Origin of the sequence: Geminocystis sp., assembly GCF_041753295.1 — a bacterium.
Classification (GTDB): domain Bacteria; phylum Cyanobacteriota; class Cyanobacteriia; order Cyanobacteriales; family Cyanobacteriaceae; genus Geminocystis.
In genome coordinates, this window is the sequence record NZ_JBGSUU010000064.1 from 73,284 (window position 1) to 99,557 (window position 26,274).

Consider the following 26,274-nt stretch of genomic DNA (forward strand, 5'->3'; position numbering starts at 1 on the left):
AAATAATTAGTAACAATATAAAAATCATAAAATGTCAGTAGTAAAGGTTTTAGTCTTAATTGTGTAAAAAAAATAACTCTAAAGAGTTTACTACAAACTTTATTAAATATTTCGATTAAAAAAAGTTATGGATAGGTTAACACAAAAATTTTTATCAATCTTGAAAATTCCTTCTTCATCGGAAGCAATTATCTCTAGTAATAATCAAGATAATTATTCTGCTAATAAAGCGATTTCTGTAGGGATTATTTTGGCTTCTTTAGGTATAACTTATTTACTGCCTATTTTTGGTTTAAAAAATACTGTTACTATTGTTAGTGGAAGTGAATTAAAAGAAGTATTAGAAGAGATAGAAAAAAAATTTGAGGAAGAAAATCCTAATATTAATTTAGATTTAAAATTTCAAGGTTCACAGGATATTATTAATAATTATACTGAGGAAAAAAATGACTTTCAACCAACTATTTTACTCCCCGCTAATAGTGAATTAATTACAGAATTAGAAACACAATTAAAAGCCCAAGGAGAAACTGATATTTTTTATGATACCCCAAAAGCCATCGCTAAAACTATGTTAGTTGCTATTGCATGGGAAGAAAGAGGAAAGGTTTTATTTCCCGATAATAAATTCAATTGGCAAAGATTAGAAACAGCTTTACAAACAAAAAATTGGGATAAATTAGGAGGTAAAAAAGAATGGGGTAGTTTTGATTTTATCACAACAGATCCCACTCGTTCAAATAGTGGTCAATTAACCCTAAATTTATGGGCAAAAAGTCAACTTAATCAAAATAATTTGACATTAAATGATGTTAATAATCCTAAAATAAGCACACTTTTTCAACTTATTAAAAATTCTGTTTATCAACCTCCAAGATCTACCGATATTTTACTACAAGAATTTATTGCTAGAGGGAAAAATGATGCTGATGTCGCTACAGTTTACGAAAGTATCGCTTTACATCGTTGGTTACAAGCAAAGGAAAATCAAAAACAAGGCTATCAAATTTATTATCCAAATCCTACCATTGAAACAACCATTATGGGTGCAATTGTGAAGAAAAATATAAGTAAATCAGAAGCAAAAGCAGGTAAAAAATTTATCGACTTTTTAACAGAAAATGAACAACAAATAATTTTCGCTAAATATGGTTTTCGTCCTATGATTAATTTAGACTTAAAATCTTTGCCAAATACTCCATGGAATCAAAATATTATGGGAGTAGAAATTAACCCTTCTATTAAAATTAATTCTAGCCCAAATCCAGAGATAATGAATGAAATTCAAAAAATTTGGTATCGCTCATAATTTAGAATCAATAACTATAATGAAATTCTATTTTAGTGAAAATAAAAACCATCACAACTATTTAATGAGGCTTATAATAAAATTAAGATGTTAATTATGGTGATAAATTATGACAGTAAGTGAAAAAATTAATTTACAAGATTTATACGAAATTGATGATTATTTATGGATACAAGAAACAGTAAAATTATTAAAAGAAAAAGAATTTAATGAATTAGATTTAGAGAATTTAATTGAGGAGTTAGAAGACTTCGGTAACGAAAAAAAACATCGAGTTGAAAGTTTATTAGAGCAAATTATTAGACATTTATTATTAGAGTATTGGCATAGTGAATATGAGAGAAATGCTAATCATTGGGAATCTGAAATTATCAGTTTTCGGATTCAATTAAGAAGGTATTTAACAACTAATTTATATAAACACCTAAATAACGAAATATTAAATCTTTATCAAGATGCGTTAAGGTTTGTCAAACGAAAAAGTAAACTTGATAATTTACCGTCAGAATGCCCTTATAATTTAGAACAATTATTAAATGAAGATTGGTTTCCAAAACACTAAATTTAATTAAATTATATTGAATTTGAAATAAAAAAACACAGCTATTTAATGAGGCTTATAATAAAATTAAGATGTTAATTATGGTGATAAATTATGACAGCAAAAACTAAAATTAATTTACAAGATTTATACGAAATTGATGATTATTTATGGATACAAGAAACGGTAAAATTACTAAAAGAAAAGCAATTTAATGAATTAGATTTAGAGAATTTAATTGAGGAGTTAGAAGACTTGGGTAACGAAAAAAAACATCGAGTTAGAAGTTTATTAGAGCAAATTATTAGGCATCTATTATTATTAGAGTATTGGGATAGTGAATATGAGAGAAATGCTAATCATTGGGAAGCGGAGGTTATCGGATTTCGCAATCAATTAAATGACAGAATGACAAGTAATTTTTACAAATATTTAGAAACAGATTTACATTCTATTTATCAAAATGCTTTACGATATGCTAAACGAAAAAGTAAACTTAATAATTTACCGTCAGAATGTCCTTATAATATAGATCAATTATTAGATGAAGATTGGTTTCCAAAACAATAAATTTTAATTTTACATAAATTTTATTCTAATATTGCAAAATTATCCTTATGGAGGGTATTGCTAAAGTTAATAGGATAATGATAATATAAAATATATTTTGTTAAATGTAGGATAAAATAATGTTTAAAAAATCTTTTTTAAAAGGGCTATTTATTTTTTTTTAGTATTATTAGGAATAATCTATTTTTCTTTTATAATAAGAGGAAATAATAATCCACAAATTTTAATAGGTGCGGCTACTAGTCTTCAACCAGCTTTAGAAGAATTTAGTAAAAAATATCCCCAAAATGTTGATTATAATTTTGCCGCTTCTGGTATTTTACAACAACAAATTGAACAAGGTGCACCCATTGATGTATTTATTTCTGCTTCATTTAAACAAATGAATACTTTAGAGAAAAAGAATTTATTAGTATTTAATACTAAAAAAAATTTATTACTTAATCAAATTGCTTTAATTACTCCTAAAAATAATCCTTTATCTTTAACTAATTTTCCTCAATTAGCACAACTAAAAATAAAATTAATTGCCATTGGTGAACCACGAAGTGTACCTGCTGGACAATACGCAGTAGAAGTGTTTAAAAATTTAGGAATTTTAGCCTCTTTAGAATCTAAATTTGTATATGGAAATAATGTCAGAGAAACTTTAACTTATGTCGAAACTGGCAATGCCGATGCTGGAATTGTCTATTTGACTGATGCTAAAAGCTCTGATAAAATAAAAGTAATTGCCCTCGCAGATAAAAAATTACATACACCAATTATTTATCCTGTAGCAGTTATTAAAAATAGTAAATCTCAACAAATAGCAAAAAAATATTTAGAATCTTTACAAAGTGAAACTGCTAAAAAAATTTTTCAAAAATATGGATTTGGCATAGCTAAATGACAATTAATTTATCTCCTTTATGGATTTCTTTAAAAGTATCATTATTAGCCACTATAATTACTTTTATTTTAGGGGTTATTATTGCTTATCAAGTATATCAATATAAAGGAAAATGGCGATCGCTTATTGAAACAATTTTACTTATTCCCCTTGTTTTACCACCAACAATAGTAGGTTTTTTAATATTAATATTACTAGGAAAAAACAGTCTTATTGGTAAAATATTATCACAATGGAATTTTAACATTATTTTTACATGGTATGGTGCTGTAATTGCCTGTATAATTATTGGTTTTCCCTTGATGTTTCGGGCAACTTTAGGCACATTTGAGCAAATTGATTCATTGTTATTAGATGCGGCGAGAATTGAAGGTGCATCAGAAATTGCGGTATTTTATTATATTAGTTTACCCTTAGCTTTTCGGGGTATTTTGGCAGGAATAATCTTGTCTTTTACCCGTGTTTTAGGAGAATTTGGGGCAACTTTAATGGTGGCAGGAAATATCCCGAATAAAACTCAAACAATTCCGATGGCAATTTATTTTGCAGTACAGGCTGGGGAATTTGAAGAAGGTTGGTTTTGGGTTATAATTCTTTTATTCTTTTCTTTTTTTACTATTTTTCTTCTCAATAATTTATCACGATAAAACTAACTTTAATTATGAATAACTATTGACAAAAATCTGTAAAATTATTACCTAACATTGACAATTTTGATAAAAACTTTTCTATGTTTGCCTCTTTACGAGAAAAAATAAATATTTAAAATATAATCTAATATTTTTATACAAAATTAAATGATAAATCATAGTAATTACTGGCTCAAAAATGCTCATATTCCTACTTGTTTAATAGTCGATAATCAATTTATTCCGCAAACTAAAGAAAATTTATGTTTATGTGATATACAAATTCAAGAAGGAAAAATAAATCAAATTATTCCTGCTAGTAATACCATTGGTATTGATTTACAAAAAGGAATAGTTTTGCCTTGTTTTGTTGATATTCATACTCATCTTGATAAAGGACATATTTTTGAGCGATCACCGAACTTACAAGGTGATTTCAAAACTGCTTTAGAAACAGTAAAAAAAGACTCTATTTTGTGGAATGAAGAAGACTTATATCAACGGATGGAATTTAGTTTGAAATGTAGTTATGCTCATGGTACAATTGCCATTAGAACCCATTTAGATTGTCATGAAAACCAAGCTGATACTAGCCTTAAAGTTTGGCAAAAATTACAACAAAAATGGCAAAATAAAATTAATTTACAAGCAGTTTCCTTAGTTAGTTTAGATTATTTTTTAACAGAAAATGGTGTGAAATTAGCCGATAAAATTGCAGAAATTGGCGGAATTTTAGGCGGTGTTGCTTATACAAATCCAGAGTTAGAAATTCAGTTAGAAAAAGTTTTTCAATTAGCAAAACAAAGAAATTTAGATTTAGATTTTCACGCCGACGAAAACGGCGAAATAGACTCAATTTGTTTGCAAAAAATCGCTGAAATTGCTATTAAAACTAATTTTACTGGTAATATTCTTTGCGGACATTGCTGTAGCTTATCTGTACAACCTGAAGGAGTAGTACAAAAAACAATTAACTTAGTAAAAGAAGCGAATATTAATATTGTCAGTTTGCCGATGTGTAATTTATATTTGCAGGATAGGCAAGAAAATATAACTCCTTTTTGGAGGGGAATAACTAAAGTTAAAGAATTAAAAAAAGCAGGAGTTAAAGTCACTTTTGCCAGTGATAATTGTCGAGATCCTTTTTTCGGTTTCGGAGATCATGATCTATTAGAAGTGTTTAACCAGTCTGTGAGAATTGCTCATTTAGATACACCTTACAGCGATTGGATTACCTCTATTTCTAAAATTCCTGCTGATTTGATGAAATTACCAGAATTAGGGCGAATAGGCGTAAATTTACCAGCTAATTTAGTTATTTTTAAAGCTCGTTATTTTAGTGAATTATTATCTCGAAATCAAAGCGATCGCCTTGTAATTAGAAATGGTAAAATAATTAAAAATAAATTGCCAAAATATAAACAATTAGATCAATTAAATCATTAATTATAGTTGTTTTTAAATAGTATTTTCTGGGAATAAATATATTCTAACCAAATTTAATGTTAGTGATTGATAATTTCAGAAATCGCCTTATTGATATATTTAGCTAAAATAACCCCATCGACACCCATTTGAGTATGTTTTTTTGCGGCTAAAATTGCTCCTTGTTGATGTAACCATGCCGCAGTAGCAACAACTTCTTCTATGGGATATTGAGTTAAGTTTCTTTGTGCTACTAAACCTCCGATAAATCCGCTTAAAACATCTCCGCTTCCTCCCCTAGCTAATGCGGGAGTACCCTCTTTAATAATCCAAGTGTTTTTTCCTTGATGACTAATCATGGTTTTTTCACCTTTTAGCAATATAGTACTATTAGTTCTTTTTGCTGCTTTTTGAAGTGCCATAAAACGATTTTTAGTTAAGTCTAAATCAGGAAATAATCGTTTAAATTCTCCTTCATGGGGCGTTAAAATAGTAGGTGATTTACGATTTGATAATATGTCCATAAAATTTTTGTTTAATAAATAGTTAAAACCATCAGCATCAATAATTAATGTTGTGTTTATTGTTAGTAATTTTTCAATAAACTTGTCTGTTAATAATAGATTATTTTTAGAAATTCCCATACCAAAAGCAATGACATCGTAATTATTTAAAGATAAACAATCAAGATCTTTTATTTCTGATAAACCAACAACTAAAGCAAAAGGAAAATGATTAATTATTGTTAATTTTAAAGATTCAGGCACGGCTAAAGTTACCATTCCCACACCGCTACTTTTTGCCCCATATCCTGATAATAAAGCAGCTCCTGCATATTGACAAGAACCACAAATAAGGAGTAAATTTCCTTGGTGATATTTATGGGTATTAATGGTACGAGGTAAAGGTAAAATTTCTTTAACTTTCTTCTTACTCATTAATGTAATAGGATTAGATTTATTAATGGTTTCTTCAATTAAATTATGAGGAATACCGATGTCAATTATCTCTATTTTTCCTGTATATTCTGTTACGGAAGATTGAAATAAACCTAATTTCCATAATCCTAAACATAAAGTTTTAGTTGCCTTAATTACTACTCCTAAAACTTCCCCTGTATCCGTATCTATTCCTGATGGTAAATCAATGCTTATTAAAGGTTTTTGCCAACTATTAACTCTTAAAATATTATCATATAAAAAATTATCAATAACCCGATTTAAACCGAAACCAAATAAACAATCAATAATTAAATTACAATACTTTAACTCATCAATATTATTAACAAAATTAAGAGTTAAAAACTTAGCATATTGTAAATGTTGAGCGGTTAAATCTTTCGATTTTTCAGCAAAAGGTGTATATACTTTTATTTGATAACCTTTGAAAAATAATTCCCTAGCAATAACTAAACCATCACCTCCATTATGACCATTTCCGATGATAATTCCTACAGTTAAATATTGATTTAAAGGATAATCTTGATTAATTTTTTGACTACATAAAAGTGCCGCTTTTTCCATTAAACTAGCCACAGGCATTCCTTGAGTAAACATTTGCTTTTCAATATCTTGCATCTGTTTTGTTGTCACAATCACGGTGTTTTGAATTTCGTCAATATTATTCATGATTACGTTTTAATCCTTGCAGTATATTATTGTTTTTTGTTAAGAAAACCAACAAATTAACCTTTTATGTTCTCTGTATCTTAAAATATTTATGATATAGCAGTTCTAAATCACTGTTAAATAATGATTCATCAACTTAAAATACATTTAAGTCAGATAGTGAAGGGGAAGAAATGATTAGTTCAGGAGTACTAAAAGAGAAACTACAATCCCTCCAAGGAAAAAAGTTTACAGGCAGAATAGATATAAAAAAGCCAAACGGAGAAGAATGGCGTTTATATTTCTGTCTCAGTCGTTTAATTTGGGCCGATGGAGGTTATCATCCTTATAGAGCATGGGAAAGATTATTAGCTAAATATTGTTCTAATTTAGATCCTCATCTGATTGATATTAACAAAGCTAAAGAATTTGAGTGTTGGAATTATTATTTAATTGTCTCTTTATTACAAAGATTTTTAATTACAAAAGAACAGGCTTTATTATTAGTAAATGAAAGAATTAAACAGATATTATTTGACATTTATCAAGGAGAAAATCAACAAAAATTAACCTATGATTTAGTTAATGTTGAAGATAATTTTCCTGAAGAATCAGGATTAAAAAACTCTATTACACTACTAAAAATAGAAACAGTATTAGAAGAAGTTGAATGTCAATGGCAACAGTGGGAAAATTTAGGTTTAACTTCTTGGAATCCTAACTTTGCACCTATCATTAAAAATCCTGTACTTTTACAACAAAAATTTAGAGGAAAAGAAAATACCTACCGAAAATTAATCTCTTTATTAAATGGTAAATATCCATTAATAGAGTTAGCTGATACCCTTAATTTAACAGTTTTAAAAATTACTGTATGGTTAAAACCTTATTTTCAACAAGGATTAATTGCTTTAATAGAAATCAAAGATAAACCTTTAGATATAACTTTAATTGGGGTTACTAATCAAAACTATAAACTCACAAAAACCACTCATCAACAACTAATTATTTGTGTCGATGATAGTTTACAAATTTGTCAAATCATGCAACATATTGTCTGTGAAGCTGGTTATCAATATATAGGCATACAAGATCCCCTTAAAGCATTACCACAAATTCTGAAAAAAAAACCAGATTTAATTTTTTTAGATTTAGTCATGCCTATTGTTAACGGTTATGAAATTTGTTCTCAAATTCGACGAGTTTCAGGCTTTAAAGATACTCCCATAATTATTTTGACCAGTAATGATGGTATGATAGATCGAGTAAGAAGTAAAATTGTCGGTGCTAGTGGTTTTTTAGGTAAACCAATAGATCAAGAAAAAGTTTTAGCTAAAATTAAGTCAAGTTTACGCTCCAATAAATCTCTCAAATCTCATAATTCATCTGTTTTTGAACTCAGTAGTGACACTGATACTTAATATGATCATATTTATCCTCTCAAGGTAAATAAGATTGCTATAGTCAGTTAACTATGGTTAAAATAGTAAAATTGTCCGATAATCAAATTATTATTTAAAGTTTATGGCAGTACCTAAAAAGAAAACATCAAAATCAAAAAGAGATCAACGTAAAGCTCATTGGATTAAAAAAGCTGAATTACAAGCTCAAAAAGCTCTATCTTTAGGCAAATCAGTCTTAACTGGTAAATCTAATAGCTTTGTTTATCCTGTTAAAGAGGAAGACGAGGAGTAATTGATACTTAACAGTTGACAGCAAAAAATGTTGTTAATTGTTAAATTCCTGTTAAAGCGGTGGAAATTGTCCAAATATCCATCAACCACAGGAAAAAAGTGAATACCAACAAAAAAAGATACATCCAAGGTTGTGCTAAAGGTTTAATATCTGTTGTATCAATGTTAGTTTTCTCTTGGACTTTTTTCACCATCAAGTTAAATCCAGCAATTCTCATGGGTAATAAATAGGCTTTATCTTTGGTTTTAGTTACAAAATAATATACTAATCCCCCTTGACCTGTAGTACGCATTCTTAAGCTATCAATTTCTGTCCATTTCAAACTCCATTCTTTGCGCCACAACCATGATACCCATTGAGGATAAGAAACTTTAATTCCCTCTTCATTAACCGTTACTCTTTCACTCAAAATCCCCACAATAGCCATCGCCCCTATAAATAAAAATAGGAAAAAAACCTCCATAGAAATATTTACCGAAGCAAATTTAGCTAGAAAAGGAAGAGGTATTGTTAAGGCAAAATAAAGATTAAGAAGAGTAATTTTAATCAGAGGAGAAATAGGAAAAATAGACTCAGAAATCGAAGGATTATTCATATAATATGACTCATAGGTAAAATAAAAGAATTATTTGTATAATAAAAAACTTTTTTTAGCATTTGATGACATCACAAATTGTACAATTAAATAGATTAAAAAAATTGAGAATATCCCATGAAAATAGCTATTTTATCTCAAGATAGTAGCCTTTATTCCACTACAAGATTAAAAGAAGCTGGAGAAAAACGAGGACATCAAATGAAGGTAGTAAACTATCTTAGATGCTATATGAATATAACTTCCCATAAACCAACGGTAGTGTATGGGGGAAAAACCTTAGAAAACTTTGACGCTATAATACCTCGCATTGGTGCTTCAAAAACTTTTTATGGTTTAGCAGTAGTCCGACAGTTTGAAGTCATGGGAGTGTTTAGTGCCAATGAATCTCAAGCCATTTCTCGCTCTCGGGATAAATTGCGTTGCGTTCAAATTTTAGCTAAAGAAGGTATAGGATTACCCGTGACAGGTTTTGCCCATGATACAGAGGATATAGACGGTTTAATTGAAACTGTAGGAGGAGCCCCTCTGGTGATTAAATTATTAGAAGGCACTCAGGGGATAGGTGTAGTTTTAGCAGAAACCTATCAAGCCGCAAAATCTGTAATTCAAGCATTTAAAGGACTAAATGCCAATATTTTAGTACAAGAATTCATCAAAGAAGCAGGAGGAGCTGATATTCGTTGTTTTGTTGTAGGTAACAAAGTTGTAGCCGCTATGAAAAGACAAGGCCCTGAAGGTGATTTTCGCTCTAATCTTCATCGAGGTGGTATCGCAGAGAAAATTAAGTTAACCCCTGAAGAGAGGAGTACAGCTATTCGCTCCGCTAAGGCTATGGGGTTGAGGGTAGCAGGAGTTGATTTATTGCGCTCAAATCATGGCCCTGTAGTCATGGAGGTTAATTCTTCCCCCGGATTAGAAGGCATCGAAAAAGCTAGTCAAGTAGATGTTGCCGACAAAATTATTGATTTTCTGGAAAAAAATGTAGAATTAGGAAATAGTAATCGAGATCGTATTCAATTTTAATTACTGATGTTACGCAAAAGAGAATTAATTGTTGATTTGAGGTGGCAGTTGTCGGGTTTTAGGTTTTAAATAATAAGTTTAGGGTGAAACCAATTCACCCCTACAATAATCCCTGTTTAAATTTTAGCGAAGAAAAATAATTAAATAAAGGTAAATAATTGCCAAAAATTAATTTTGTATAAGTTTAAATCAATTCTTCTTTACTATCCCCTCTCTCATCTCTCCTATCTCCTAACCTTGAAGAATTAAAAATTAGAAATTAGAAATTAGGAATTAATTACTCATTACTCATTACTCATTACTCCTATTCCACTAAAAATGTTATGACTCACTGAGGTGTAATTAACTTCGCCAGTCACTGCCAGAGTTTTCGCCACCAAGGAGTATTTTCCGTTTGAGTTTCTAAAAAATTAATTCTCTTTTCAATGTCAATTAATTTCCAATTTGTTAAATTAGCTAAAGTTTGCGCTTCTTTTTGCTGTCTTTGTCTTACCTGTTGGGGATAATTTTTTCCTGCATCGCAACTAATATTCCCCCGAAAAGGACGACGAATAACGTAACGCCCTTGAAATAATTGTTGATTAGCTGTATTTTGAAACTTCAAATCTTCAGGGAAATGAGCTTTATCGTATCTGATATGTAATCTAGTTATAAATAAATTATTGTCATAGGGTGAATTTTGCCAAAAAACTCCTGCTTGTCTTAATTCATCAGGGTTTAAAGGTTCAGCAGAACAAGGATCACAGTTTGCCATATTCCAAGCATATTCTAAAAATGCCACTTTACGCCCTTCTTTTTCATGACTACGACTAAACATAGATTTATAAAAACCACTAAATTCTTGTTGCACAAATTCGGGTATATCCACATCAGAAGGCACTTTCACGGTACGATAATTAGTTAATTCCGTTTCACCTTTAGAAGATAGTAGATAAACTATCAAATCTTGCTCTTTTTGGCTGTTTACCATGCCTAAACGTATGGGTAACATGAACTTTGGCGATTCATAGGCTATCATTAACGGGCGCAAAGACTGAAAATCTGATTTTGCTAACTCCGTTAAATTTACTTTCGCTACAAAAAACTTCATCTGTTGTTTAATATATGGCTGTAACAATTCACTAGCTCCTTTAGGAATGTTATAACCTTCTCGAATCAACCATTTTTCTAAGCCGTTAGATTCTTTCGCACTTAAAATTAAAATGTCATATTCCCCCACCGTAAATTTACTCTCCACCGTGACACCAAAAGACTGATTTTTTTCTTGTCTTCTTCCCTGTGTCATTTCATTACTTCGGGCAGCACTGGGTATGGCATCCATGTAACCAATTGGCTGACAAGGATCACTATCAAAATATTCTACTAATCTTGGCGCACTAAATGCGTCTAATCTTTCCAAAATTTTCGGATTGCCAACGTTTACCTGATCTTCTTTAATCGGTACTGGTACTGGTACAATTAAGGCAAAATCTTTGACATTTCCTTGATAATCATTAGCCATGGTTAAAACAGTTTTTTCTCCATTTCTGGCTAAAATTACTTGAGAGGCTTGGTTATATAATTTACTATCTGCTTTCGCTACATAAAAGCCACAAAATGCTAAGGCTGACGCTTGAAAACAAAATAAAAATGTTAGAAAACAAGCAATTATTATTAGGTATTTTTTCATGATTTTTTATGTTATTAATAACTCTTTTAGGAGTGAAGGAATTAAGAGAAACTACTCAACAAAACTAGAATGTTACATTGTTTTTTTTGCCAACAAAAACGATTTTCTTTCCAGATTAAATCTAGTAAAATTGTTAAGGGTGACATCATAAATAACGCTAGAAATATTCCACTATTTATATAAAAAACTTCCTTTAAAATAAAGCTCAAAAAAGCAATAGCGATCGCCCACAGAATGCGACTATTTTTAGCATTAGGAATAGAACGAGGATCCGTTAACATAAAGAAGGTAAAAACTAATAAACTTCCACTGGTTAATTGATGGGTTAAAACCTCAAAATTCCAACCTAAATAATAGTTATAAATTCCTTCTAAAGCAATAAAAACACTAAGAAAAATAGCACTGGTTTCCCATCTTCCCACCTTATTTAATACCATCGCACCTACACAAATAAATAAGAGTAAATACCACCAATCACTGCCCCATTGCCCAGGAGATACCCATGCTGATTTAGTTAAAAATATTGTAATTATAATACCAAAATTAGCAGGATTAAAAAAGTGTTTTTGATGATAGTTAAAAATGAATTTAGAACTGATGGCTAAAAACCCAGCTAACATTAAAATATTAGAACTATTTGCTCTTAATAATAAACTCAAACCTAACCCCGTAATTAAAGCACTTTTTACCCCAGAAAAATCTAATAAATTGTTTAGATAAAACCCTTGCTTTTTTTTGAAATTTATGTTAATAAATTCTGAGTTAAATTTAAGAAAAGAACTTAAAATAATTTGAGTAACTAAACAAGTAATAATAATGAGCAAAATGCTATTAATTTGTAAAGTCCAATCTCGCAGAAAAATACCTAAAACTAGAAATAAACCCAGACAGATAATTTGATAATCCCGTGCATCCTTAAATAAATTCATCATAATTACCTTATTGGTTGAGTTAAAGAATAAAATTTAATCATCAAAATCATTACGATTTAGTTAGGTTACATTGTCCGTAACTCAAGGAATTTTTACTACAAAAAAAGACTATTGATTTTTTAATGATGTTCCATAAATCAGGTTTGAGATTTTTTACTGTAACAATTCTTTACGTTTTCTAAGATTAGATGCCGTTGTCGATTATGCTAATGATTGTAGAAAAAACATTTAAAATAATTTTAAGATACGGAGGTCTTAACGTTGGCTATTCCTCTTTTAAATTACGCACCTAACTCTCAAAATACCCGTGTAGCTGGTTATGAAGTAGGTGGCGATGAACAAGCAAGAATCTATAATGCTGAATGTCTTTATAGTGCATCTGATATGGATGTATTAATTGAAGCAGCTTATCGTCAAATCTTTTTCCATGCTTTTAAATCTGATCGTGAACCTGCTTTAGAATCACAATTACGCAACAAACAAATTACTGTGCGTGATTTCATTCGTGGCTTATTATTATCAGAAACTTTTAGAAATAGTTTTTACGAAAAAAATAGTAACTATCGTTTTGTAGAACATTGTATTCAAAAAGTGTTGGGTCGTGTGCCTTACAGCGAAAAAGAAAAAATTGCTTGGTCTATCGTTGTAGTAAACAAAGGTATCAAAGGCTTCGTTGATGAGTTATTAAACTCCGATGAATACTTAGAAAACTTTGGTTATGACATCGTACCCTATCAACGCCGTCGTAATTTACCTTCTCGTGAACTAGGAGAAAGACCATTTAATATTACTTCTCCTCGTTATGATGCTTATCATCGTGGCATTCTTGGTTTCCCTCAAATTATTTGGCAAAATCAAGTTCGTCGCTTTATACCTCAAGACAAACAAGCCAAAGCTGGAGATCCTTCTCTCTATCTAAATATGGCTCGTAGTATTAATGCTAAACCTGCGGCTACACCTCGTGTATCGGCTGGAAACATCGGTTTAGATAAAGTTCCCTACCGTAAATAATTAACCATCATACAAAGTTGATAAATTTAAACCCCTTCTCTTTTTTTATTAGAGGGGGTTTTTTTGAAAATCCGTAATTTACTTTTCTGTAAAAGGCAGTGAGGAATGATGCACAATAATCCTCAATTTACCATTATCATCTTTGAAAAATTGCCAAGTTTTGTCCACGGTGGTGATATTCCCATCTTTATCCGTAAGAATCACATTCCCCATAGTTGTAGCGGTGTTACCCGCAATGAAAATACCAGCGTTTTTAATCTCCACTTTACGCCAACCTTTCAACGCAAAACCATCGTCATTGGGAAATGCTGGATCATTACCGACAAAATAAGCTAAAGCCCCTTCACGAGTAGTACGAAAAGTTTGAGGACGAACCGTAAGGGTAGGGTTAAAAAGTACAATACCAAATTGATAGCCATAGGCTTCGTCAATTACTTTTCCTGCTAAGGCTTTAGCCCCTTCGATACCTTTATTTTCATAGGTTGTAGCAATAGCTATTAATGCTTCACCCCAAGCCTTTTGAGCTGCTAATACTTCACTTTCCGTAATCGCTCTATTGACAATGGGGGTTTTGACATCATTTATTATATTTACGGGTGTCTGAGCAAAAATAATTCGAGGAATAGATACAAATGTTACTGTAGCAAATAATACTGAAATACTTGTTCTTAAAAGTTTCATCGGTAGTAATTTTTTTTACTTGTTGGTCTTTTTACAAATTGTAATTGCTAATTGCTAATGGCTAATTTCTAATTATTTTTCCAGATTTGTTCTAAAATTTTGTCCGTAGGTATATCTGCAATTTGATCACTTAAAGATTGAATACCAATATAGCGATCGCTATTAGGGGGTAATAACTTTTTAGCTCTAGTTGGTCCAAAAAGAGCGATAGTATAAGTACCTACAGCAACAGCTAACTGCATAGGCGCGCTATCAGTACATAACATCAGATTTGCACCAGCAATAATTCCTGCTAACTTTCCAATATCAGGGGGGCTAACCACTTTTACGGTAGGACACAAATTTAATACATCTGTAGTCCATTTAAGATCATCAGGACCACATAGTAAAACTACTGGTAAATTAGGCTGTTTTTTTTGTATATCTTCAATAATTCTTTGCCATTGAGGTACAGGATAAATTTTATAAATACCTTGACTAGCAGTTAAAGGACTAGCTCCACCATGAATTAAAATATAACCAGTATTTTTTATGTTAAGGCGTTTTTGTTCTGATTCTGCCCAATCAATATCTTCTTTAGGTACATTTATACTTAACTCAGGAGCAGAAGAATGAATATTTAAAGCTTTAAGCAAGTCATGATACATAGAAACAGTATATTGTTCGGTTTTTTGCTCTACAACATTGCTCAAAAACCATGAATTTTTGGTTTTATAACCGATACGAGTAGGAATGCCATCAAGCCATAATAAAAAGGATACTATCCAATTTTTTTCCCCCGTGATAACTAATTCATATTCTCTATCTCTAATAATGCCTAGTAAGTTGAGATAGTCAGCTAAACCGTTATTATCTTGAAAATCAAACATTAACACTTCATTAACAGACTTACATACTCGATAAGTGTTTTTTGAGCGTGGTTCAACAATAACATCAATAATCGCCTCTGGATATTCTTCTTTCAAGGTTTTCAGAGTAGGGAAAAAAAGAATTTGATCACTAATACCGCCCGGAATAAGAGTTAAAATGCGCATGGTAATAACTTTATTAAATTACTTATATTCAGCTTAATTTTAAAGGATCAATTGTTTATCACAACGTTTTTGTAAAGTTTGTTTAGAGAATATTTAAAGCAGACAACACTTTACCAAAGTTTTTTTTATGGGTTTCAGGTTTCAGGTGTCAGGTGTCAGGTTTCAGGTGTCAGGTTTTAAATAATGACTTTATAAATTATTCAACTTCTTCCCCGTTTCCTAACTCCTAACTCCTAACTCCTATCTCCTCTCTCCTCTCTCCTTTCTCCTAATTCCTTGATTTGATTGATTTTATGGAGGAATTTAGAGCATCATAACGAATACCAGCACGGTGAGTCACCATAACTCCTAATGCTTCTAAATAGGATTTTACTCGAATAACTTTCATTCCTAATAATTCAGGAGGAATATTCAATACTGTTTTATTATCTTCCACGGCGATAATCTGGGTATTTAAACCACTAAAACTCAACATCCCACTACCACCACCAGCAGAGGCAGGTATGACTAAAGTATCTATATCTTTTGCCCAAAGAGTATGATAATTTTGATTAAGGGTGAATTGAGGTGCTTTATTTAAACCCACCAACACGCAGGGTAAAAATGTATATCCTAATTCTTCCGCCGCAGATCGAGGTGATACACTAACATCTAACGGTAAAGGAGATAATGCTGGAGCGTGGGCGCAAGGTATTTGAAACTCTCTTACTAACAGATGAGATATGACTGCTTCTGCACCCCCAAGGGCATCTACACCACTACCATGACGATAATCTTCTAAGGCTTGACTATCACTATCATCAGGAAATCTGGCAACTACCGCTAAAGCATTAATTCCGTTATTAATTAATTTTTCTCCAGCGCGTAATAAACTCTCAGGATTCCCTATTGTACCCCAACTCGTTCCACTTTCTGCCATTCTTAGCTCAACATTTAAAGGTTCGTCAGTGATAATATATTCTTGAACATTTATCCCTAAAGTTGTCCTCACTGCGTCAGTCGCTTGTAAATGTCTGTATATTAATTCCGTTTCAATACTTTTGTCTAAAATTAACCCGATTTTATTTTGAGTTACCGATTCTAAACCCCATTCTCCCCCCGCAAATTTATCTAAAGCATAACCCTCAACATAATCAATATTTGGACATTGCCAATATAAACTTGCACCATTCATGACGTTAGGATGAGTTATAAGGCGATCGCAAATTTGAGCCATAGCCTTAGCTACAGGTAAAGCATCCCCAGCATAACCGCCGATAGATGCACCAATACCAGTGGGAATAATTAAAACAGCAGAATACGGTTTTTGTGTCATGAAAAAATGTATCAAAATAAATTGTTAATTGTGAATTATTAATTACTAATTATTTAGTAACAATTGCCTCTACTTTAACTTTTTGTTTACTTTGATCAACATCAGTAATTGCCCAACGTAAAGGTTTACCAGATGAAGTTAATTTATTTTCTATGTCTTGTTTTAACTTAAGAGGATTTTGTTGTAAATCAATTTCGGCGGCGATAAAGTGAGTTGTCATAATTTTTTGATAAATTTTAAGTATATTTTACTAGATTTTAAATGGTGAGTTACAACTTAATTTATTTTTCCATGATCAATTGTTAATGATTATATTTACTTATTTAAGATATTTTTCTCAACGAAATTTGTATAAACATTTCCTGCCAAAAATTCAGGATTTTCTAAAATTTTACGGTGAAAATTAATAGTTGTCGGCACACCAGTTATAGCACATTCTCTTAACGCTCGTTTCATGCGTTTTATCGCAGTATCTCTATCTTTAGCCCAAACGATCAATTTTCCGATGAGAGAATCATAATAGGGCGGAATAACGTAATCTGGATAAACAAATGAATCCATCCTCACCCCTGGACCACCCGGTGGTAAATAAGCGATAATTTTACCCGGACTCGGACGAAAATCATGATCAGGATCTTCTGCATTGATTCTACACTCAATGGCATGACCTCGAATTTCTATATCCTGTTGACGGAAAGATAATTTCTCCCCTTGGGCGATGGCAATTTGTTCTCGAATTAAATCTAAACCTGTAATCATTTCTGTGACAGGATGCTCTACTTGAATACGAGTATTCATCTCCATGAAATAATAATTACCGTATTTATCCAATAAAAATTCTACCGTACCAGCACCCACATAATTAATCGATTTTGCGGCTTTTACGGCAGCTTGTCCCATTTTTTGGCGAATTTTAGGATTTAAAGCAGGAGAAGGAGCTTCTTCTAATAATTTCTGATGTCTTCTTTGAATAGAACAATCACGCTCTCCTAAATGAACCACATTACCATAACTATCCGCTAAAATTTGAAACTCAATATGACGAGGTAATTCAATAAATTTCTCAATGTAAACTCCAGCATTACCAAAAGCCGCCTCTGCTTCTCCTTGAGCTGCCGCTAATAATCGACTTAAATCGCATTCTTCTTTGACAAAACGCATCCCTCTACCACCACCTCCTGCAGTAGCTTTAATCATTACAGGATAGCCTATTGCCGACGCTATTCTAGCCGCTTCTTGCTCATCAGTAATTAAACCCTTACTACCCGGTACTGTTGGTACTCCAGCATTTTCCATGGTTTTTTTAGCGGTAGATTTATCCCCCATGGCAATCATAGCTTCAGGACTAGGCCCGATAAACTTAATTTGATGATCTGCACAAATCTGGGCAAAACGGGCATTTTCTGCTAAAAATCCATAACCGGGGTGAATCGCATCCGCACCTCTAGTTAAAGCAGCAGAGATAATATTAGGTATATTTAAGTAACTTTTATTGCTCGGGGGAGCTCCGATACAGACACTTTCATCAGCTAACTTTACATGAAGGGCATTGCGATCAATCGTTGAATGAACAGCAACTGTAGGGATACCCATTTCTTCACAACTATGAATGATCCGCAGAGCGATTTCTCCTCGATTAGCAATTAAAATTTTGGCAAACGGCATTTTTAAACATTAAATCTAATATCTTCTGTATCATATTTTGTTTTTGCACTCGTGGCAATTGTTCTCTCATTGTCCATAAAAAAATTTGCCATCTTTCAAGATCTTCGTTGAAGATTATTTTTAAACCATGTTTGTAACAACTCTCGACAAGGTGACTCTTGAATACCTGCAAATACTTGTAAATGATGATTAGAAGCGAAACTATCAGGAAGATTCATTACCGTACGAATTGCCCCTGTTTTAAAGTCATCTACCCCATAAACTAAAGTTTTGAGCCGAGAGTTAATTATTGCTCCAGCACACATCATACAAGGTTCGAGAGTAACATATAATGTACAGTGATTTAAACGCCAACTACCTAAATTTTTACAAGCCTGACGAATCGCAATAATTTCAGCATGAGCAGTACAATCTTGATCTGTTTCTTTACAATTATGAGCAGAAGCCATTAAATTATTATTATCATCTACAATCACAACACCTACAGGAATTTCTCCCTGATTTCCCCCCTTTTGCCCCATAATTAAAGCCTGATTCATCCAATATTGATGACGTTGCAATTCCATAAACTTAGCTTAACTGCTAATGCGATTAATTAAAATTAAAGAAGTTACTATCCCAGCAAAATGAGCCCCGATGGTGTTAGTATTTGCCTGAATAATTAATAAATCCAGAGAATTAACAAATTGTTGAGGATTTGAGCCGATAAACTGAGGTGATAAAGTTAACAGTTTCGCTAAAGATAAACCAACTAAAGTTTCTGCACCGATAATAGCAAAAAGCATTCCTACCAAATTAAAAATTAATCCAAATTTAATTAATCCAATAGTTTCCGACTTTTTCGGGCGCATTGCTGGATCTCTATTTTCGATTTTTTTGCCAATTTTGTTGTAACGAAAAGATGTATAAATGGCTACAATTAAAAGAACAATACTAATAAAAGCCGAAAAAATACCAAATTGAATATTTTGTACATTTTGTTCTGTTTTAAATAAAGCAGGAGTAGCAAATAATAACGTAACCGTAGAAATAATACCTAAAATTAATTGTAACCAAAAACTCCAAAACCCCCAGCGTTGCAAATTTTTAGATACTTTTTGTACCGATGGCGGTAAGGATTGAGCAAGTTCGGAATCTCTAGTCATAATGTCAGTTAATAATTGATTGCTAATTGATTTGACACTCCACTGCCGTTGATGTTAGTGGATTCTTGCTTAAACCAGCTTACTTACTTAACAAATTTTCATTTGCCACAAAAAAGGTTAATCTGTCCACAAGAGTTCAAAGACGTGGATTAAAGTCAGAGTGAAAGTTTTTCACTTACACGAACAACAAGTTGTCAAGGTACATGATTATAAACTTTACCTAGCTTACGTTTCCACCGAAGGGCTTAGACTTTTGCTAGAACGAATCGCACTTTGACCCATTAATTGCTACAATATCAATCTAGCATATTGAGTCAAAAATAGACTTTAAAATCTAGGATTTAATAGCAAATTAGACCGTTAATTTATGAGTGTTAGCCAAAAATTAAGACAAATTAGTAACTATTTTCCTTAACTTATTTAGAAGTAAAAAAATATACTATAAATAATTTTTAATCACTTTTACCGTTTCTTTCCCCGTTTTCGCCCAACTAAAATTCATCGCTCTTTTTAATCCTAATTCTCTTAATTCTTCTCGCATTTTTTCATCTTTTGCCATTAAATTCATCCCTTCAGTAATACTATTAATATCTTCAGGATTAACTAACAACGCAGCTTCTCCGGCTACTTCTGGTAAAGAGGAAATATTAGAAGTAATAACTGGCGTACCACAGGCCATAGCTTCCAAAACAGGAAAACCAAACCCTTCCCAAAGAGTAGGGAAAATTAAGGCTTGAGCTTGATTAATTATCACAGGTAAATCATCCCTAGATACATAATCTAAGAATTTAACTTGAGAAGTAATACCTAATTCTTCGGCTATTTGTGTTAACAATGGAGTATAACGAATATCGGAAGGACCAGCTAACCATAATTCATAGTTTTTAAACTCTTTAAAATTAGCAAAAGCGGAGATAATTCTAGTAACATTTTTATGAGGATCATGTCTGCCGATATAAAGAAAATAAGGATTTTTTGTTTGATTATTTAACCCGTCAATAACTCTAAAATTTTCTCGATTATAACCTAAATAAATAGGCGTAATTTTACTAGCAGAAATACCAAAATAGTTAATAATATCATCCGCCGTAGCTTGAGAATTACAGATAATATGTTGAGCTTGACGGCAAACTTGAGGAATATAATAACGAAAATACGGATTAAGAGGAGACTTTTTTTTTGGATAACGAATGGGGATTAAATCATGGACCATTATGACTGCTTTAGTTTCGGTAAATAAAGGCATTTCAGGCACAGGAGAAAACAATAAACCAACCTTTAAATTATGATAAATTTTTGATAACTCAAATTGTGTCCATTTTAACCGTAAAAAATGACCTTGACTACCATTATCTGGGCTTAATTTTTCACTAATAAAATAAGGATTTTGATAATTATTCTGATTATATTTTTGTGCTAATAAACTATGATATTTAACCCTAGAAAAATAAGGTAAAATATTGTGTATATAATTAGTTATACCCGTAGGTTTTTCTACCAACATTGATAAATTAATGAGTAATTCTTGCTCCATTTTCAGCTTCTATTTTATGTACAAAAAAAATTAGCCCATAAAAAAATTTACAGACTAATTATTAATTATTAATTGCCTATTCCTAATTAGGCATTAGCAAAATTTTCAGCAACAAAATCCCAGTTAACTAACTTACCAAGAAAATCACTAATATAATCAGGACGTTTATTTTGGTAATCTAAATAGTAAGCGTGTTCCCATACATCCATCGTCAATAAAGGAATTTGCCCTACAGTTAAGGGATTGTCAGCATTACCAGTTTTAGTAACTTTTAAAGTACCATTGTCTAATACTAACCATGCCCAACCACTACCAAATTGAGTAGCACCTGCAGTTTTGAAAGCCTCTACAAATTTGTCAAAACTACCAAAATCCGCAACTATTTTATCAGCTAACGCACCGCTAGGAATACCACCACCTTCAGGTTTAATACATTGCCAGTAAAAACTATGATTCCATGCTTGGGCAGCATTATTGAAAATACCTGCTTGACTGGGATTAGTAGCCGTGATTGTAATGACTTCTTCAAGGGATTTAGAGTCTAAATCTGTACCTGCTACTGCATTATTGAAGTTATTTACATAGGCAGCATGATGTTTGTCGTGATGAAATTCTAAGGTACTTTTAGAGATACAAGGCTCTAATGCTGTGTAATCGAAAGGAAGAGTTGGTAATTGATAAGCCATATTATTAATCATATTATCGGTTACTGTGCTTATCCTATCTGAATTATGAATCAACTGTCAATGGTTTTCCTTCAGGGAATTGAGAATACGTCATTTTCACGGTTTTTTGATTCTTTTTCACAAACTGTGAGTTATAAAAAATTTTTAATTTTCTTCTTGACTTTTTCTTTTTTATTGGTAATAATAGAAGTATATATAATAATGTTAATTTTTGCATTTATAATAAAATAAAATATCTCTATTATCTAAATAATAACATAAAAAGCAACCACTGACAAGAAAATTTCTGATTTTTTTTAAAATTTATTCCCAAGTGATTTCTTGTCGTTGATGTAAAATTAAGCCGTAAACAGCAACGGTTTGTTCAGCTAACTTTGCCCATTGAAAGCGTTTGCTTAAATCTTCATAGGCATTATGAACAAGTAATTGTGCATAGTCTGGATTTTTTAACACTTCTAATATTCCCCACGCTAAAGATTCGGGATCATTAGTTTTTGTAACCATCCCTGTTTGACCATGTCTTACAACTTCAGGTAATCCTCCAGTATCAGAAACGACTACGGGAACTCTCGACGCAAAACTTTCAAGGGCTACAATGCCAAAAGGTTCGTATAAACTAGGAAAAACTGCACAATCAGCCACCGTCTGAAATTTGTTGAGATCTTCCTCGGACATAAATCCAGTAAAATAACATCGATCCCAGATTCCTAAATTTTGGGCTAGATCTTTGATATAGTTAGTATTGCCACCGCCAATAATCACAAATTTTACTTTTCTTTCTAAGGCATCTATTATTTTTGGTGCGGCATTTAATAATATATGAATCCCTTTTTCATAAGTCATTCTACCGACATAATAAATAATTTTTTCCTCATCTCCCGCAAATTTACGCCTAAATTCCCAACAATTGAAACTTGGCGATCGCAGTTTTTTTTCGGCGCGAATACCATTATAGACTACGTCAATTTTATCCCAAGGACAAGCTAAAGCTCGATTTAACTCATGACGCATATAACCACTACAGACAATAACTCGCCATGATTCATAAACAAGAGTACCTTCTTTACTGGAGACATAAGCATGAGTTTCGTTATGAATACCGTTATGTCTGCCGTATTCGGTGGCGTGAATAGTAGCAACTAGAGGAATTTTAAAACGATGTTTCAGAAAAATAGCACTATCGGCTACTAACCAATCATGGCCATGAATTAAATCAAAAGTACCAATTTGAGAGATTAAATTTTCCCCAGCAATAATGATACTTTCATTGAGATGAGCTATCCACTGAAAAAAGTTATCATTGTGAGGTATTGAAAGACGATATATTTTAATACCTTCAACAATCTCGAATTTAGTAGCGTTGCCACATTCGAGGGTAATTAAATGTACGTCATGACCTAATTTGACAATTTCAGGATATAATTCTGCTACATGACGTGCGATACCTCCCACGATTCTAGGCGGAAATTCCCATGATAGCACCAGTATTTTCACTTTCCTTATTCCTAAACAATTTACTATTAATCAATTATTAGTTATAGATGAAGAATAATCAATTTTTATTTTTTATTTAATTTATGTTGGCAAATTGGCTATCTACGTTACAAAATTATCGTCTAATTGCTGTTATTAGATATGATCACATTGAACAAGGGGAAAAAATGGCTTGTATCTTAGCCCATAGTGGTGTTAAACTCATCGAAATTACTTGGAATAGTGAGCAACCAGCAAAATTAATTACTATTCTTAGGGAAAAATTACCCCATTGTTATATTGGTGTTGGTACAATTTTTCATCATCAAGATTTGGTTACTGCGATGGAAGCGGGAAGTCAGTTTTGTTTTAGTCCTCATTTTGATGTAAATTTACTCAAGTTAGCACATAATAACAATATTCCATACATTCCGGGTGCGTTATCTCCCACAGAAATTATTAATGCTTTTAATGAAGGTGCAAAAACGGTGAAAGTCTTTCCTATTCAAACCGTAGGAGGAGTTAATTATCTTAAAGCTATTCGCTCTCCTATTAGTCATATTCCTTTGATTCCCACTGGTGGAGTTACAATACAGTCTGCCCCTGATTATATCAAAGCAGGTGCCATCGCCGTGGGATTATCAACAGATTTATTTCCCCAAGATTTATTATTAGGAGAAAATTGGAAAATGATTTCTAATAGAGTGACTAAAATTCAACAAGAATTACAGAGTATTAAAACCACTAAAGATTTACAATTTTAAATAAGTTTTATAAAAATTTTGTGAGGTAGAATAAATGACTTCTAATGTGCCGTTAAAGAGAGTAAGATCAACATCAGTCAATAATAATCATCATAGTAATTCAGTATTAGCTAATCGAGCGTTAAAAAAAGAACAAATACAACAAAAAAGAGCTAATTTTGAAAAAGCCATAGAAACCAGTTTAAAGATTTCTGTTAATTTAGGTATTTCTATTTTAGCTATTTTTAGTATTAAACAACTTTTACCTTACCATTTAGAACAACAGGGAAAATTAAAAGAAATTGATGCAGAAATAGGAAAAATTCAACCGAGGGTAGAAAAATTAGAAGAAGATTTTGGGAATACTTTTGATCCTAAATTAACTCGTAAAGTGATGGAAAAAAATACTTATAAAGTTGATCCTAATTTAAGTCCTATCTTTTTTATTGATAAGAAATAAATTGAGTTAAATGGAAGTTATAATATTTTTAAGAAATTAATTGATTACCTCTGACTAAATAAAAATCTTAATGGTGAAATTCTAATCTAAATTTCGGGTGTAGATTTTTCTTTATAGGGTTTTGATTCAAAGGGTTGTACTCCAATGTCAGGAGGTAATTCTTCAGAAGGACTAAAAATGCGAGTGAATGCTTCGGTTAAATATTTTGTCATATTTTCTAGCTTTTTGATGATATTCATAACTCAATACCTCTTAATATCTGATTAAAATTAAAGTCAATTTTGATAAAATTTTGATCTTTAAATGTGATTTTATTTCCTTAGTTTTATTATCCCTTAAAAAATAATCAATTATAGATAATCTTAATATTTTTTATAGATTTTTAGCATTGCTTAATATTAATTTACCTCAAAAAAGATTAGTTTAAAGTTGATCCCCTTAATTTTTAAGGAATAAATAAATTATTTATTTTATTAGTAATTAGTTTAAAAAAGATGAGTAAAAAAATAGCGGTTATCGGTGCTGGAATGGCTGGTTTAACGGTGGCGAAAAACTTAATTAATAAAGGGTTTTTAGTGGATATTTTTGATAAAGGTAGGGGCGTTGGCGGTAGAATGTCTAGCAGAAGAACACAATGGGGTTATCTTGATCATGGGACACAATATTTTACGGTTAAAAATCCTCTTTTTCAAAATTACACAGCACAAAATAAAGAAAATGTCAAGGAATGGACTGGTAATTTTGCTCGTTGGCAGGAAGAAAAATTAACCAAAATTGAGCCTGAAAATCCCCGTTATGTGCCGATTTTAGCCATGAATAATTTATGTAAAACTATCGGGTTAAATGTAACATTACAAACTCGGATTATCTCTTTAGAAAAAAGTCAAACATGGACATTAATGGATGAAAATGGGCAAAAATACTGTGATTATGATTATGTAATTATTACTGCACCTCCTCAACAAACTATGGATTTATTAGGAAATCATAGTGACATCACTGAATCTATTAGGGAATTAAAAATGTTTGCCTGTTATAGTTTAATGTTAATACCAGAAAAAAAGTTAAATTTAGATTTTGATGGCATTGAATTTCAACACCCGATATTAGGTTGGATTGCGGTAAATGATAGTAAACCTTTACGGGGAGAAAAAGGTAGTATCATCATTCAATCTAATTTTAGTTGGACAGAGAATAATTTAGAACAAACTAGGGAAAATGTGGGAAAAATTTTAAAAAAAGCCATGGAGGAGACTTTAAATATTAAGTTTAATCAAAGTCTTTATGAGTCTGTACATTTATGGCGTTATGCTATACCTCAACAAACTAATGATCAAGGTTATTATTTCGATACATTAAATAATATTGGTGTTTGCGGTGATTGGTGTTTAAAAGGGAATGTGGAGTCAGCTTTTTTAAGTGGTTATTCTTTAGCTGAAAAAATAATTGAGAGTTTCTCTTAAAGGACAAAAAAAATATAGACTATAATTACTTTTTACTCAGATCTTGCACCTCGTTAAAAATTAACTGGTGATGCTAGGGCAAAGGGCAAGGGGCAAAGGACAAAGGGATTAAAATTGACTCAAACTATACTAAAATTGATTTTTTGACTTTTGTTTATTAAGTATTTTTGATCT

General features: G+C 31.5%; 28 protein-coding genes. 13 read left to right on the forward strand and 15 right to left on the reverse strand.

The window, feature by feature from the left end:
* Positions 1 to 127 precede the first annotated feature (127 nt).
* The 6 genes from ACEW8E_RS06735 (at position 128) to ACEW8E_RS06760 (ending at position 5,387) form a co-directional block, all read left to right on the forward strand.
* Positions 128 to 1,309 carry a substrate-binding domain-containing protein gene (locus ACEW8E_RS06735; protein ID WP_373479570.1) on the forward strand — a complete coding sequence of 394 codons (1,182 nt, stop codon included), beginning with the start codon at positions 128 to 130 and terminating at the stop codon, positions 1,307 to 1,309.
* Positions 1,310 to 1,418: 109 nt separating this feature from the next.
* Positions 1,419 to 1,871, forward strand: a complete 453-nt coding sequence (locus tag ACEW8E_RS06740; RefSeq protein ID WP_373479571.1) for a DUF29 domain-containing protein — start codon at positions 1,419 to 1,421, stop codon at positions 1,869 to 1,871.
* Positions 1,872 to 1,964: 93 nt separating this feature from the next.
* The gene (locus ACEW8E_RS06745; RefSeq protein WP_373479572.1) at positions 1,965 to 2,420 is read left to right on the forward strand and encodes a DUF29 domain-containing protein; all 456 of its coding nucleotides are present in this window, start codon (positions 1,965 to 1,967) and stop codon (positions 2,418 to 2,420) included.
* 226 nt (positions 2,421 to 2,646) lie between these two features.
* Positions 2,647 to 3,312 carry a molybdate ABC transporter substrate-binding protein gene (modA, locus tag ACEW8E_RS06750; protein WP_373479598.1) on the forward strand — a complete coding sequence of 222 codons (666 nt, stop codon included), beginning with the start codon at positions 2,647 to 2,649 and terminating at the stop codon, positions 3,310 to 3,312.
* The gene (gene modB / locus ACEW8E_RS06755) at positions 3,309 to 3,959 is read left to right on the forward strand and encodes a molybdate ABC transporter permease subunit (RefSeq protein WP_373479573.1); all 651 of its coding nucleotides are present in this window, start codon (positions 3,309 to 3,311) and stop codon (positions 3,957 to 3,959) included. The genes modA and modB overlap by 4 nt, the downstream gene beginning before the upstream one ends.
* Before the next feature lie 150 nt (positions 3,960 to 4,109).
* Positions 4,110 to 5,387, forward strand: a complete 1,278-nt coding sequence (locus tag ACEW8E_RS06760; protein ID WP_373479574.1) for a cytosine deaminase — start codon at positions 4,110 to 4,112, stop codon at positions 5,385 to 5,387.
* Between the two features lie 59 nt (positions 5,388 to 5,446).
* Here the strand turns inward: ACEW8E_RS06760 and ACEW8E_RS06765 are convergent, their stop codons facing one another.
* Complete coding sequence (locus tag ACEW8E_RS06765; protein ID WP_373479575.1) at positions 5,447 to 6,994, reverse strand: NAD(P)H-hydrate dehydratase; 1,548 nt, start codon at positions 6,992 to 6,994, stop codon at positions 5,447 to 5,449.
* Between the two features lie 173 nt (positions 6,995 to 7,167).
* Here ACEW8E_RS06765 and ACEW8E_RS06770 point away from each other — a divergent pair, with 173 nt between their 5' ends.
* Both ACEW8E_RS06770 and rpmF read left to right on the forward strand, forming a co-directional pair.
* Positions 7,168 to 8,394, forward strand: a complete 1,227-nt coding sequence (locus ACEW8E_RS06770; RefSeq protein ID WP_373479576.1) for a response regulator — start codon at positions 7,168 to 7,170, stop codon at positions 8,392 to 8,394.
* 103 nt (positions 8,395 to 8,497) lie between these two features.
* Positions 8,498 to 8,668, forward strand: coding sequence for a 50S ribosomal protein L32 (rpmF, locus tag ACEW8E_RS06775; protein ID WP_373479577.1), 171 nt, complete (start codon positions 8,498 to 8,500; stop codon positions 8,666 to 8,668).
* Positions 8,669 to 8,708: 40 nt separating this feature from the next.
* On the opposite strand, the gene ACEW8E_RS06780 is transcribed toward rpmF, so the two are convergent.
* A complete protein-coding gene (locus ACEW8E_RS06780; protein ID WP_373479578.1) occupies positions 8,709 to 9,263 on the reverse strand; it encodes a hypothetical protein in 555 nt (184 codons plus the stop codon).
* Between the two features lie 117 nt (positions 9,264 to 9,380).
* Between ACEW8E_RS06780 and rimK the strand changes: the two genes are divergently transcribed.
* Positions 9,381 to 10,289, forward strand: coding sequence for a 30S ribosomal protein S6--L-glutamate ligase (gene rimK, locus ACEW8E_RS06785; protein WP_373479579.1), 909 nt, complete (start codon positions 9,381 to 9,383; stop codon positions 10,287 to 10,289).
* 355 nt (positions 10,290 to 10,644) lie between these two features.
* Here rimK and ACEW8E_RS06790 read toward each other — a convergent pair whose 3' ends face one another.
* Together ACEW8E_RS06790 and ACEW8E_RS06795 are read right to left on the reverse strand one after the other, a co-directional pair.
* The gene (locus ACEW8E_RS06790; RefSeq protein ID WP_373479580.1) at positions 10,645 to 11,958 is read right to left on the reverse strand and encodes a DUF2330 domain-containing protein; all 1,314 of its coding nucleotides are present in this window, start codon (positions 11,956 to 11,958) and stop codon (positions 10,645 to 10,647) included.
* A 41-nt stretch (positions 11,959 to 11,999) separates the two neighbouring features.
* Positions 12,000 to 12,890, reverse strand: coding sequence for an RnfABCDGE type electron transport complex subunit D (locus ACEW8E_RS06795; RefSeq protein ID WP_373479581.1), 891 nt, complete (start codon positions 12,888 to 12,890; stop codon positions 12,000 to 12,002).
* 261 nt (positions 12,891 to 13,151) lie between these two features.
* Between ACEW8E_RS06795 and ACEW8E_RS06800 the strand changes: the two genes are divergently transcribed.
* On the forward strand, positions 13,152 to 13,901 hold the full coding sequence (locus ACEW8E_RS06800) for a phycobilisome rod-core linker polypeptide (RefSeq protein WP_373479582.1): 750 nt from the start codon (positions 13,152 to 13,154) through the stop codon (positions 13,899 to 13,901).
* Between the two features lie 78 nt (positions 13,902 to 13,979).
* Here ACEW8E_RS06800 and ACEW8E_RS06805 read toward each other — a convergent pair whose 3' ends face one another.
* The 10 genes from ACEW8E_RS06805 to ACEW8E_RS06850 all read right to left on the reverse strand — a co-directional run bounded on the left by ACEW8E_RS06805 (position 13,980) and on the right by ACEW8E_RS06850 (position 23,455).
* Positions 13,980 to 14,582, reverse strand: coding sequence for a hypothetical protein (locus tag ACEW8E_RS06805; protein WP_373479583.1), 603 nt, complete (start codon positions 14,580 to 14,582; stop codon positions 13,980 to 13,982).
* A gap of 68 nt (positions 14,583 to 14,650) precedes the next feature.
* On the reverse strand, positions 14,651 to 15,616 hold the full coding sequence (locus tag ACEW8E_RS06810) for a glycosyltransferase family 9 protein (RefSeq protein ID WP_373479584.1): 966 nt from the start codon (positions 15,614 to 15,616) through the stop codon (positions 14,651 to 14,653).
* Between the two features lie 268 nt (positions 15,617 to 15,884).
* On the reverse strand, positions 15,885 to 16,931 hold the full coding sequence (locus ACEW8E_RS06815) for a DUF3326 domain-containing protein (protein ID WP_373479585.1): 1,047 nt from the start codon (positions 16,929 to 16,931) through the stop codon (positions 15,885 to 15,887).
* Positions 16,932 to 16,980: 49 nt separating this feature from the next.
* Entirely contained in the window at positions 16,981 to 17,151 is a 171-nt protein-coding gene (locus tag ACEW8E_RS06820) for a hypothetical protein (RefSeq protein ID WP_373479586.1), read from the reverse strand.
* A 95-nt stretch (positions 17,152 to 17,246) separates the two neighbouring features.
* Positions 17,247 to 18,596: an acetyl-CoA carboxylase biotin carboxylase subunit gene (gene accC, locus ACEW8E_RS06825; RefSeq protein ID WP_373479587.1), complete on the reverse strand. Its 1,350-nt coding sequence runs from the start codon at positions 18,594 to 18,596 to the stop codon at positions 17,247 to 17,249.
* Positions 18,597 to 18,691: 95 nt separating this feature from the next.
* Positions 18,692 to 19,162 carry a tRNA adenosine(34) deaminase TadA gene (gene tadA / locus ACEW8E_RS06830; protein WP_373479588.1) on the reverse strand — a complete coding sequence of 157 codons (471 nt, stop codon included), beginning with the start codon at positions 19,160 to 19,162 and terminating at the stop codon, positions 18,692 to 18,694.
* Positions 19,163 to 19,171: 9 nt separating this feature from the next.
* Complete coding sequence (locus ACEW8E_RS06835; RefSeq protein WP_373479589.1) at positions 19,172 to 19,741, reverse strand: DUF3611 family protein; 570 nt, start codon at positions 19,739 to 19,741, stop codon at positions 19,172 to 19,174.
* Positions 19,742 to 20,180: 439 nt separating this feature from the next.
* Positions 20,181 to 21,275, reverse strand: a complete 1,095-nt coding sequence (locus ACEW8E_RS06840) for a glycosyltransferase family 4 protein (protein ID WP_373479590.1) — start codon at positions 21,273 to 21,275, stop codon at positions 20,181 to 20,183.
* An 86-nt stretch (positions 21,276 to 21,361) separates the two neighbouring features.
* Entirely contained in the window at positions 21,362 to 21,961 is a 600-nt protein-coding gene (locus tag ACEW8E_RS06845; protein ID WP_373479599.1) for a superoxide dismutase, read from the reverse strand.
* Positions 21,962 to 22,264: 303 nt separating this feature from the next.
* The gene (locus ACEW8E_RS06850) at positions 22,265 to 23,455 is read right to left on the reverse strand and encodes a glycosyltransferase family 4 protein (RefSeq protein WP_373479591.1); all 1,191 of its coding nucleotides are present in this window, start codon (positions 23,453 to 23,455) and stop codon (positions 22,265 to 22,267) included.
* Positions 23,456 to 23,538: 83 nt separating this feature from the next.
* Here ACEW8E_RS06850 and ACEW8E_RS06855 point away from each other — a divergent pair, with 83 nt between their 5' ends.
* Together ACEW8E_RS06855 and ACEW8E_RS06860 are read left to right on the forward strand one after the other, a co-directional pair.
* Positions 23,539 to 24,198 carry a bifunctional 4-hydroxy-2-oxoglutarate aldolase/2-dehydro-3-deoxy-phosphogluconate aldolase gene (locus tag ACEW8E_RS06855; protein WP_373479592.1) on the forward strand — a complete coding sequence of 220 codons (660 nt, stop codon included), beginning with the start codon at positions 23,539 to 23,541 and terminating at the stop codon, positions 24,196 to 24,198.
* 34 nt (positions 24,199 to 24,232) lie between these two features.
* Complete coding sequence (locus ACEW8E_RS06860; RefSeq protein WP_373479593.1) at positions 24,233 to 24,637, forward strand: hypothetical protein; 405 nt, start codon at positions 24,233 to 24,235, stop codon at positions 24,635 to 24,637.
* Positions 24,638 to 24,723: 86 nt separating this feature from the next.
* Here ACEW8E_RS06860 and ACEW8E_RS06865 read toward each other — a convergent pair whose 3' ends face one another.
* Positions 24,724 to 24,876: a hypothetical protein gene (locus tag ACEW8E_RS06865; protein WP_373479594.1), complete on the reverse strand. Its 153-nt coding sequence runs from the start codon at positions 24,874 to 24,876 to the stop codon at positions 24,724 to 24,726.
* Positions 24,877 to 25,131: 255 nt separating this feature from the next.
* On the opposite strand from ACEW8E_RS06865, the gene ACEW8E_RS06870 reads away from it, so the two are divergent.
* Positions 25,132 to 26,100, forward strand: a complete 969-nt coding sequence (locus ACEW8E_RS06870; RefSeq protein ID WP_373479595.1) for an NAD(P)/FAD-dependent oxidoreductase — start codon at positions 25,132 to 25,134, stop codon at positions 26,098 to 26,100.
* The last annotated feature ends 174 nt before the right edge of the window (positions 26,101 to 26,274 follow it).

Coding starts and splice junctions, on each gene's coding strand:
- ACEW8E_RS06735 (WP_373479570.1), top strand. CDS start 128: ATGGATAGGTTAACACAAAAATTTTTATCAATCTTGAAAATTCCTTCT.
- ACEW8E_RS06740 (WP_373479571.1), top strand. CDS start 1,419: ATGACAGTAAGTGAAAAAATTAATTTACAAGATTTATACGAAATTGAT.
- ACEW8E_RS06745 (WP_373479572.1), top strand. CDS start 1,965: ATGACAGCAAAAACTAAAATTAATTTACAAGATTTATACGAAATTGAT.
- modB (WP_373479573.1), top strand. CDS start 3,309: ATGACAATTAATTTATCTCCTTTATGGATTTCTTTAAAAGTATCATTA.
- ACEW8E_RS06760 (WP_373479574.1), top strand. CDS start 4,110: ATGATAAATCATAGTAATTACTGGCTCAAAAATGCTCATATTCCTACT.
- ACEW8E_RS06765 (WP_373479575.1), bottom strand. CDS start 6,994: ATGAATAATATTGACGAAATTCAAAACACCGTGATTGTGACAACAAAA.
- ACEW8E_RS06770 (WP_373479576.1), top strand. CDS start 7,168: ATGATTAGTTCAGGAGTACTAAAAGAGAAACTACAATCCCTCCAAGGA.
- rpmF (WP_373479577.1), top strand. CDS start 8,498: ATGGCAGTACCTAAAAAGAAAACATCAAAATCAAAAAGAGATCAACGT.
- ACEW8E_RS06780 (WP_373479578.1), bottom strand. CDS start 9,263: ATGAATAATCCTTCGATTTCTGAGTCTATTTTTCCTATTTCTCCTCTG.
- rimK (WP_373479579.1), top strand. CDS start 9,381: ATGAAAATAGCTATTTTATCTCAAGATAGTAGCCTTTATTCCACTACA.
- ACEW8E_RS06790 (WP_373479580.1), bottom strand. CDS start 11,958: ATGAAAAAATACCTAATAATAATTGCTTGTTTTCTAACATTTTTATTT.
- ACEW8E_RS06795 (WP_373479581.1), bottom strand. CDS start 12,890: ATGATGAATTTATTTAAGGATGCACGGGATTATCAAATTATCTGTCTG.
- ACEW8E_RS06805 (WP_373479583.1), bottom strand. CDS start 14,582: ATGAAACTTTTAAGAACAAGTATTTCAGTATTATTTGCTACAGTAACA.
- ACEW8E_RS06810 (WP_373479584.1), bottom strand. CDS start 15,616: ATGCGCATTTTAACTCTTATTCCGGGCGGTATTAGTGATCAAATTCTT.
- ACEW8E_RS06815 (WP_373479585.1), bottom strand. CDS start 16,931: ATGACACAAAAACCGTATTCTGCTGTTTTAATTATTCCCACTGGTATT.
- ACEW8E_RS06820 (WP_373479586.1), bottom strand. CDS start 17,151: ATGACAACTCACTTTATCGCCGCCGAAATTGATTTACAACAAAATCCT.
- accC (WP_373479587.1), bottom strand. CDS start 18,596: ATGCCGTTTGCCAAAATTTTAATTGCTAATCGAGGAGAAATCGCTCTG.
- tadA (WP_373479588.1), bottom strand. CDS start 19,162: ATGGAATTGCAACGTCATCAATATTGGATGAATCAGGCTTTAATTATG.
- ACEW8E_RS06835 (WP_373479589.1), bottom strand. CDS start 19,741: ATGACTAGAGATTCCGAACTTGCTCAATCCTTACCGCCATCGGTACAA.
- ACEW8E_RS06840 (WP_373479590.1), bottom strand. CDS start 21,275: ATGGAGCAAGAATTACTCATTAATTTATCAATGTTGGTAGAAAAACCT.
- ACEW8E_RS06845 (WP_373479599.1), bottom strand. CDS start 21,961: ATGGCTTATCAATTACCAACTCTTCCTTTCGATTACACAGCATTAGAG.
- ACEW8E_RS06855 (WP_373479592.1), top strand. CDS start 23,539: ATGTTGGCAAATTGGCTATCTACGTTACAAAATTATCGTCTAATTGCT.
- ACEW8E_RS06860 (WP_373479593.1), top strand. CDS start 24,233: ATGACTTCTAATGTGCCGTTAAAGAGAGTAAGATCAACATCAGTCAAT.
- ACEW8E_RS06865 (WP_373479594.1), bottom strand. CDS start 24,876: ATGAATATCATCAAAAAGCTAGAAAATATGACAAAATATTTAACCGAA.
- ACEW8E_RS06870 (WP_373479595.1), top strand. CDS start 25,132: ATGAGTAAAAAAATAGCGGTTATCGGTGCTGGAATGGCTGGTTTAACG.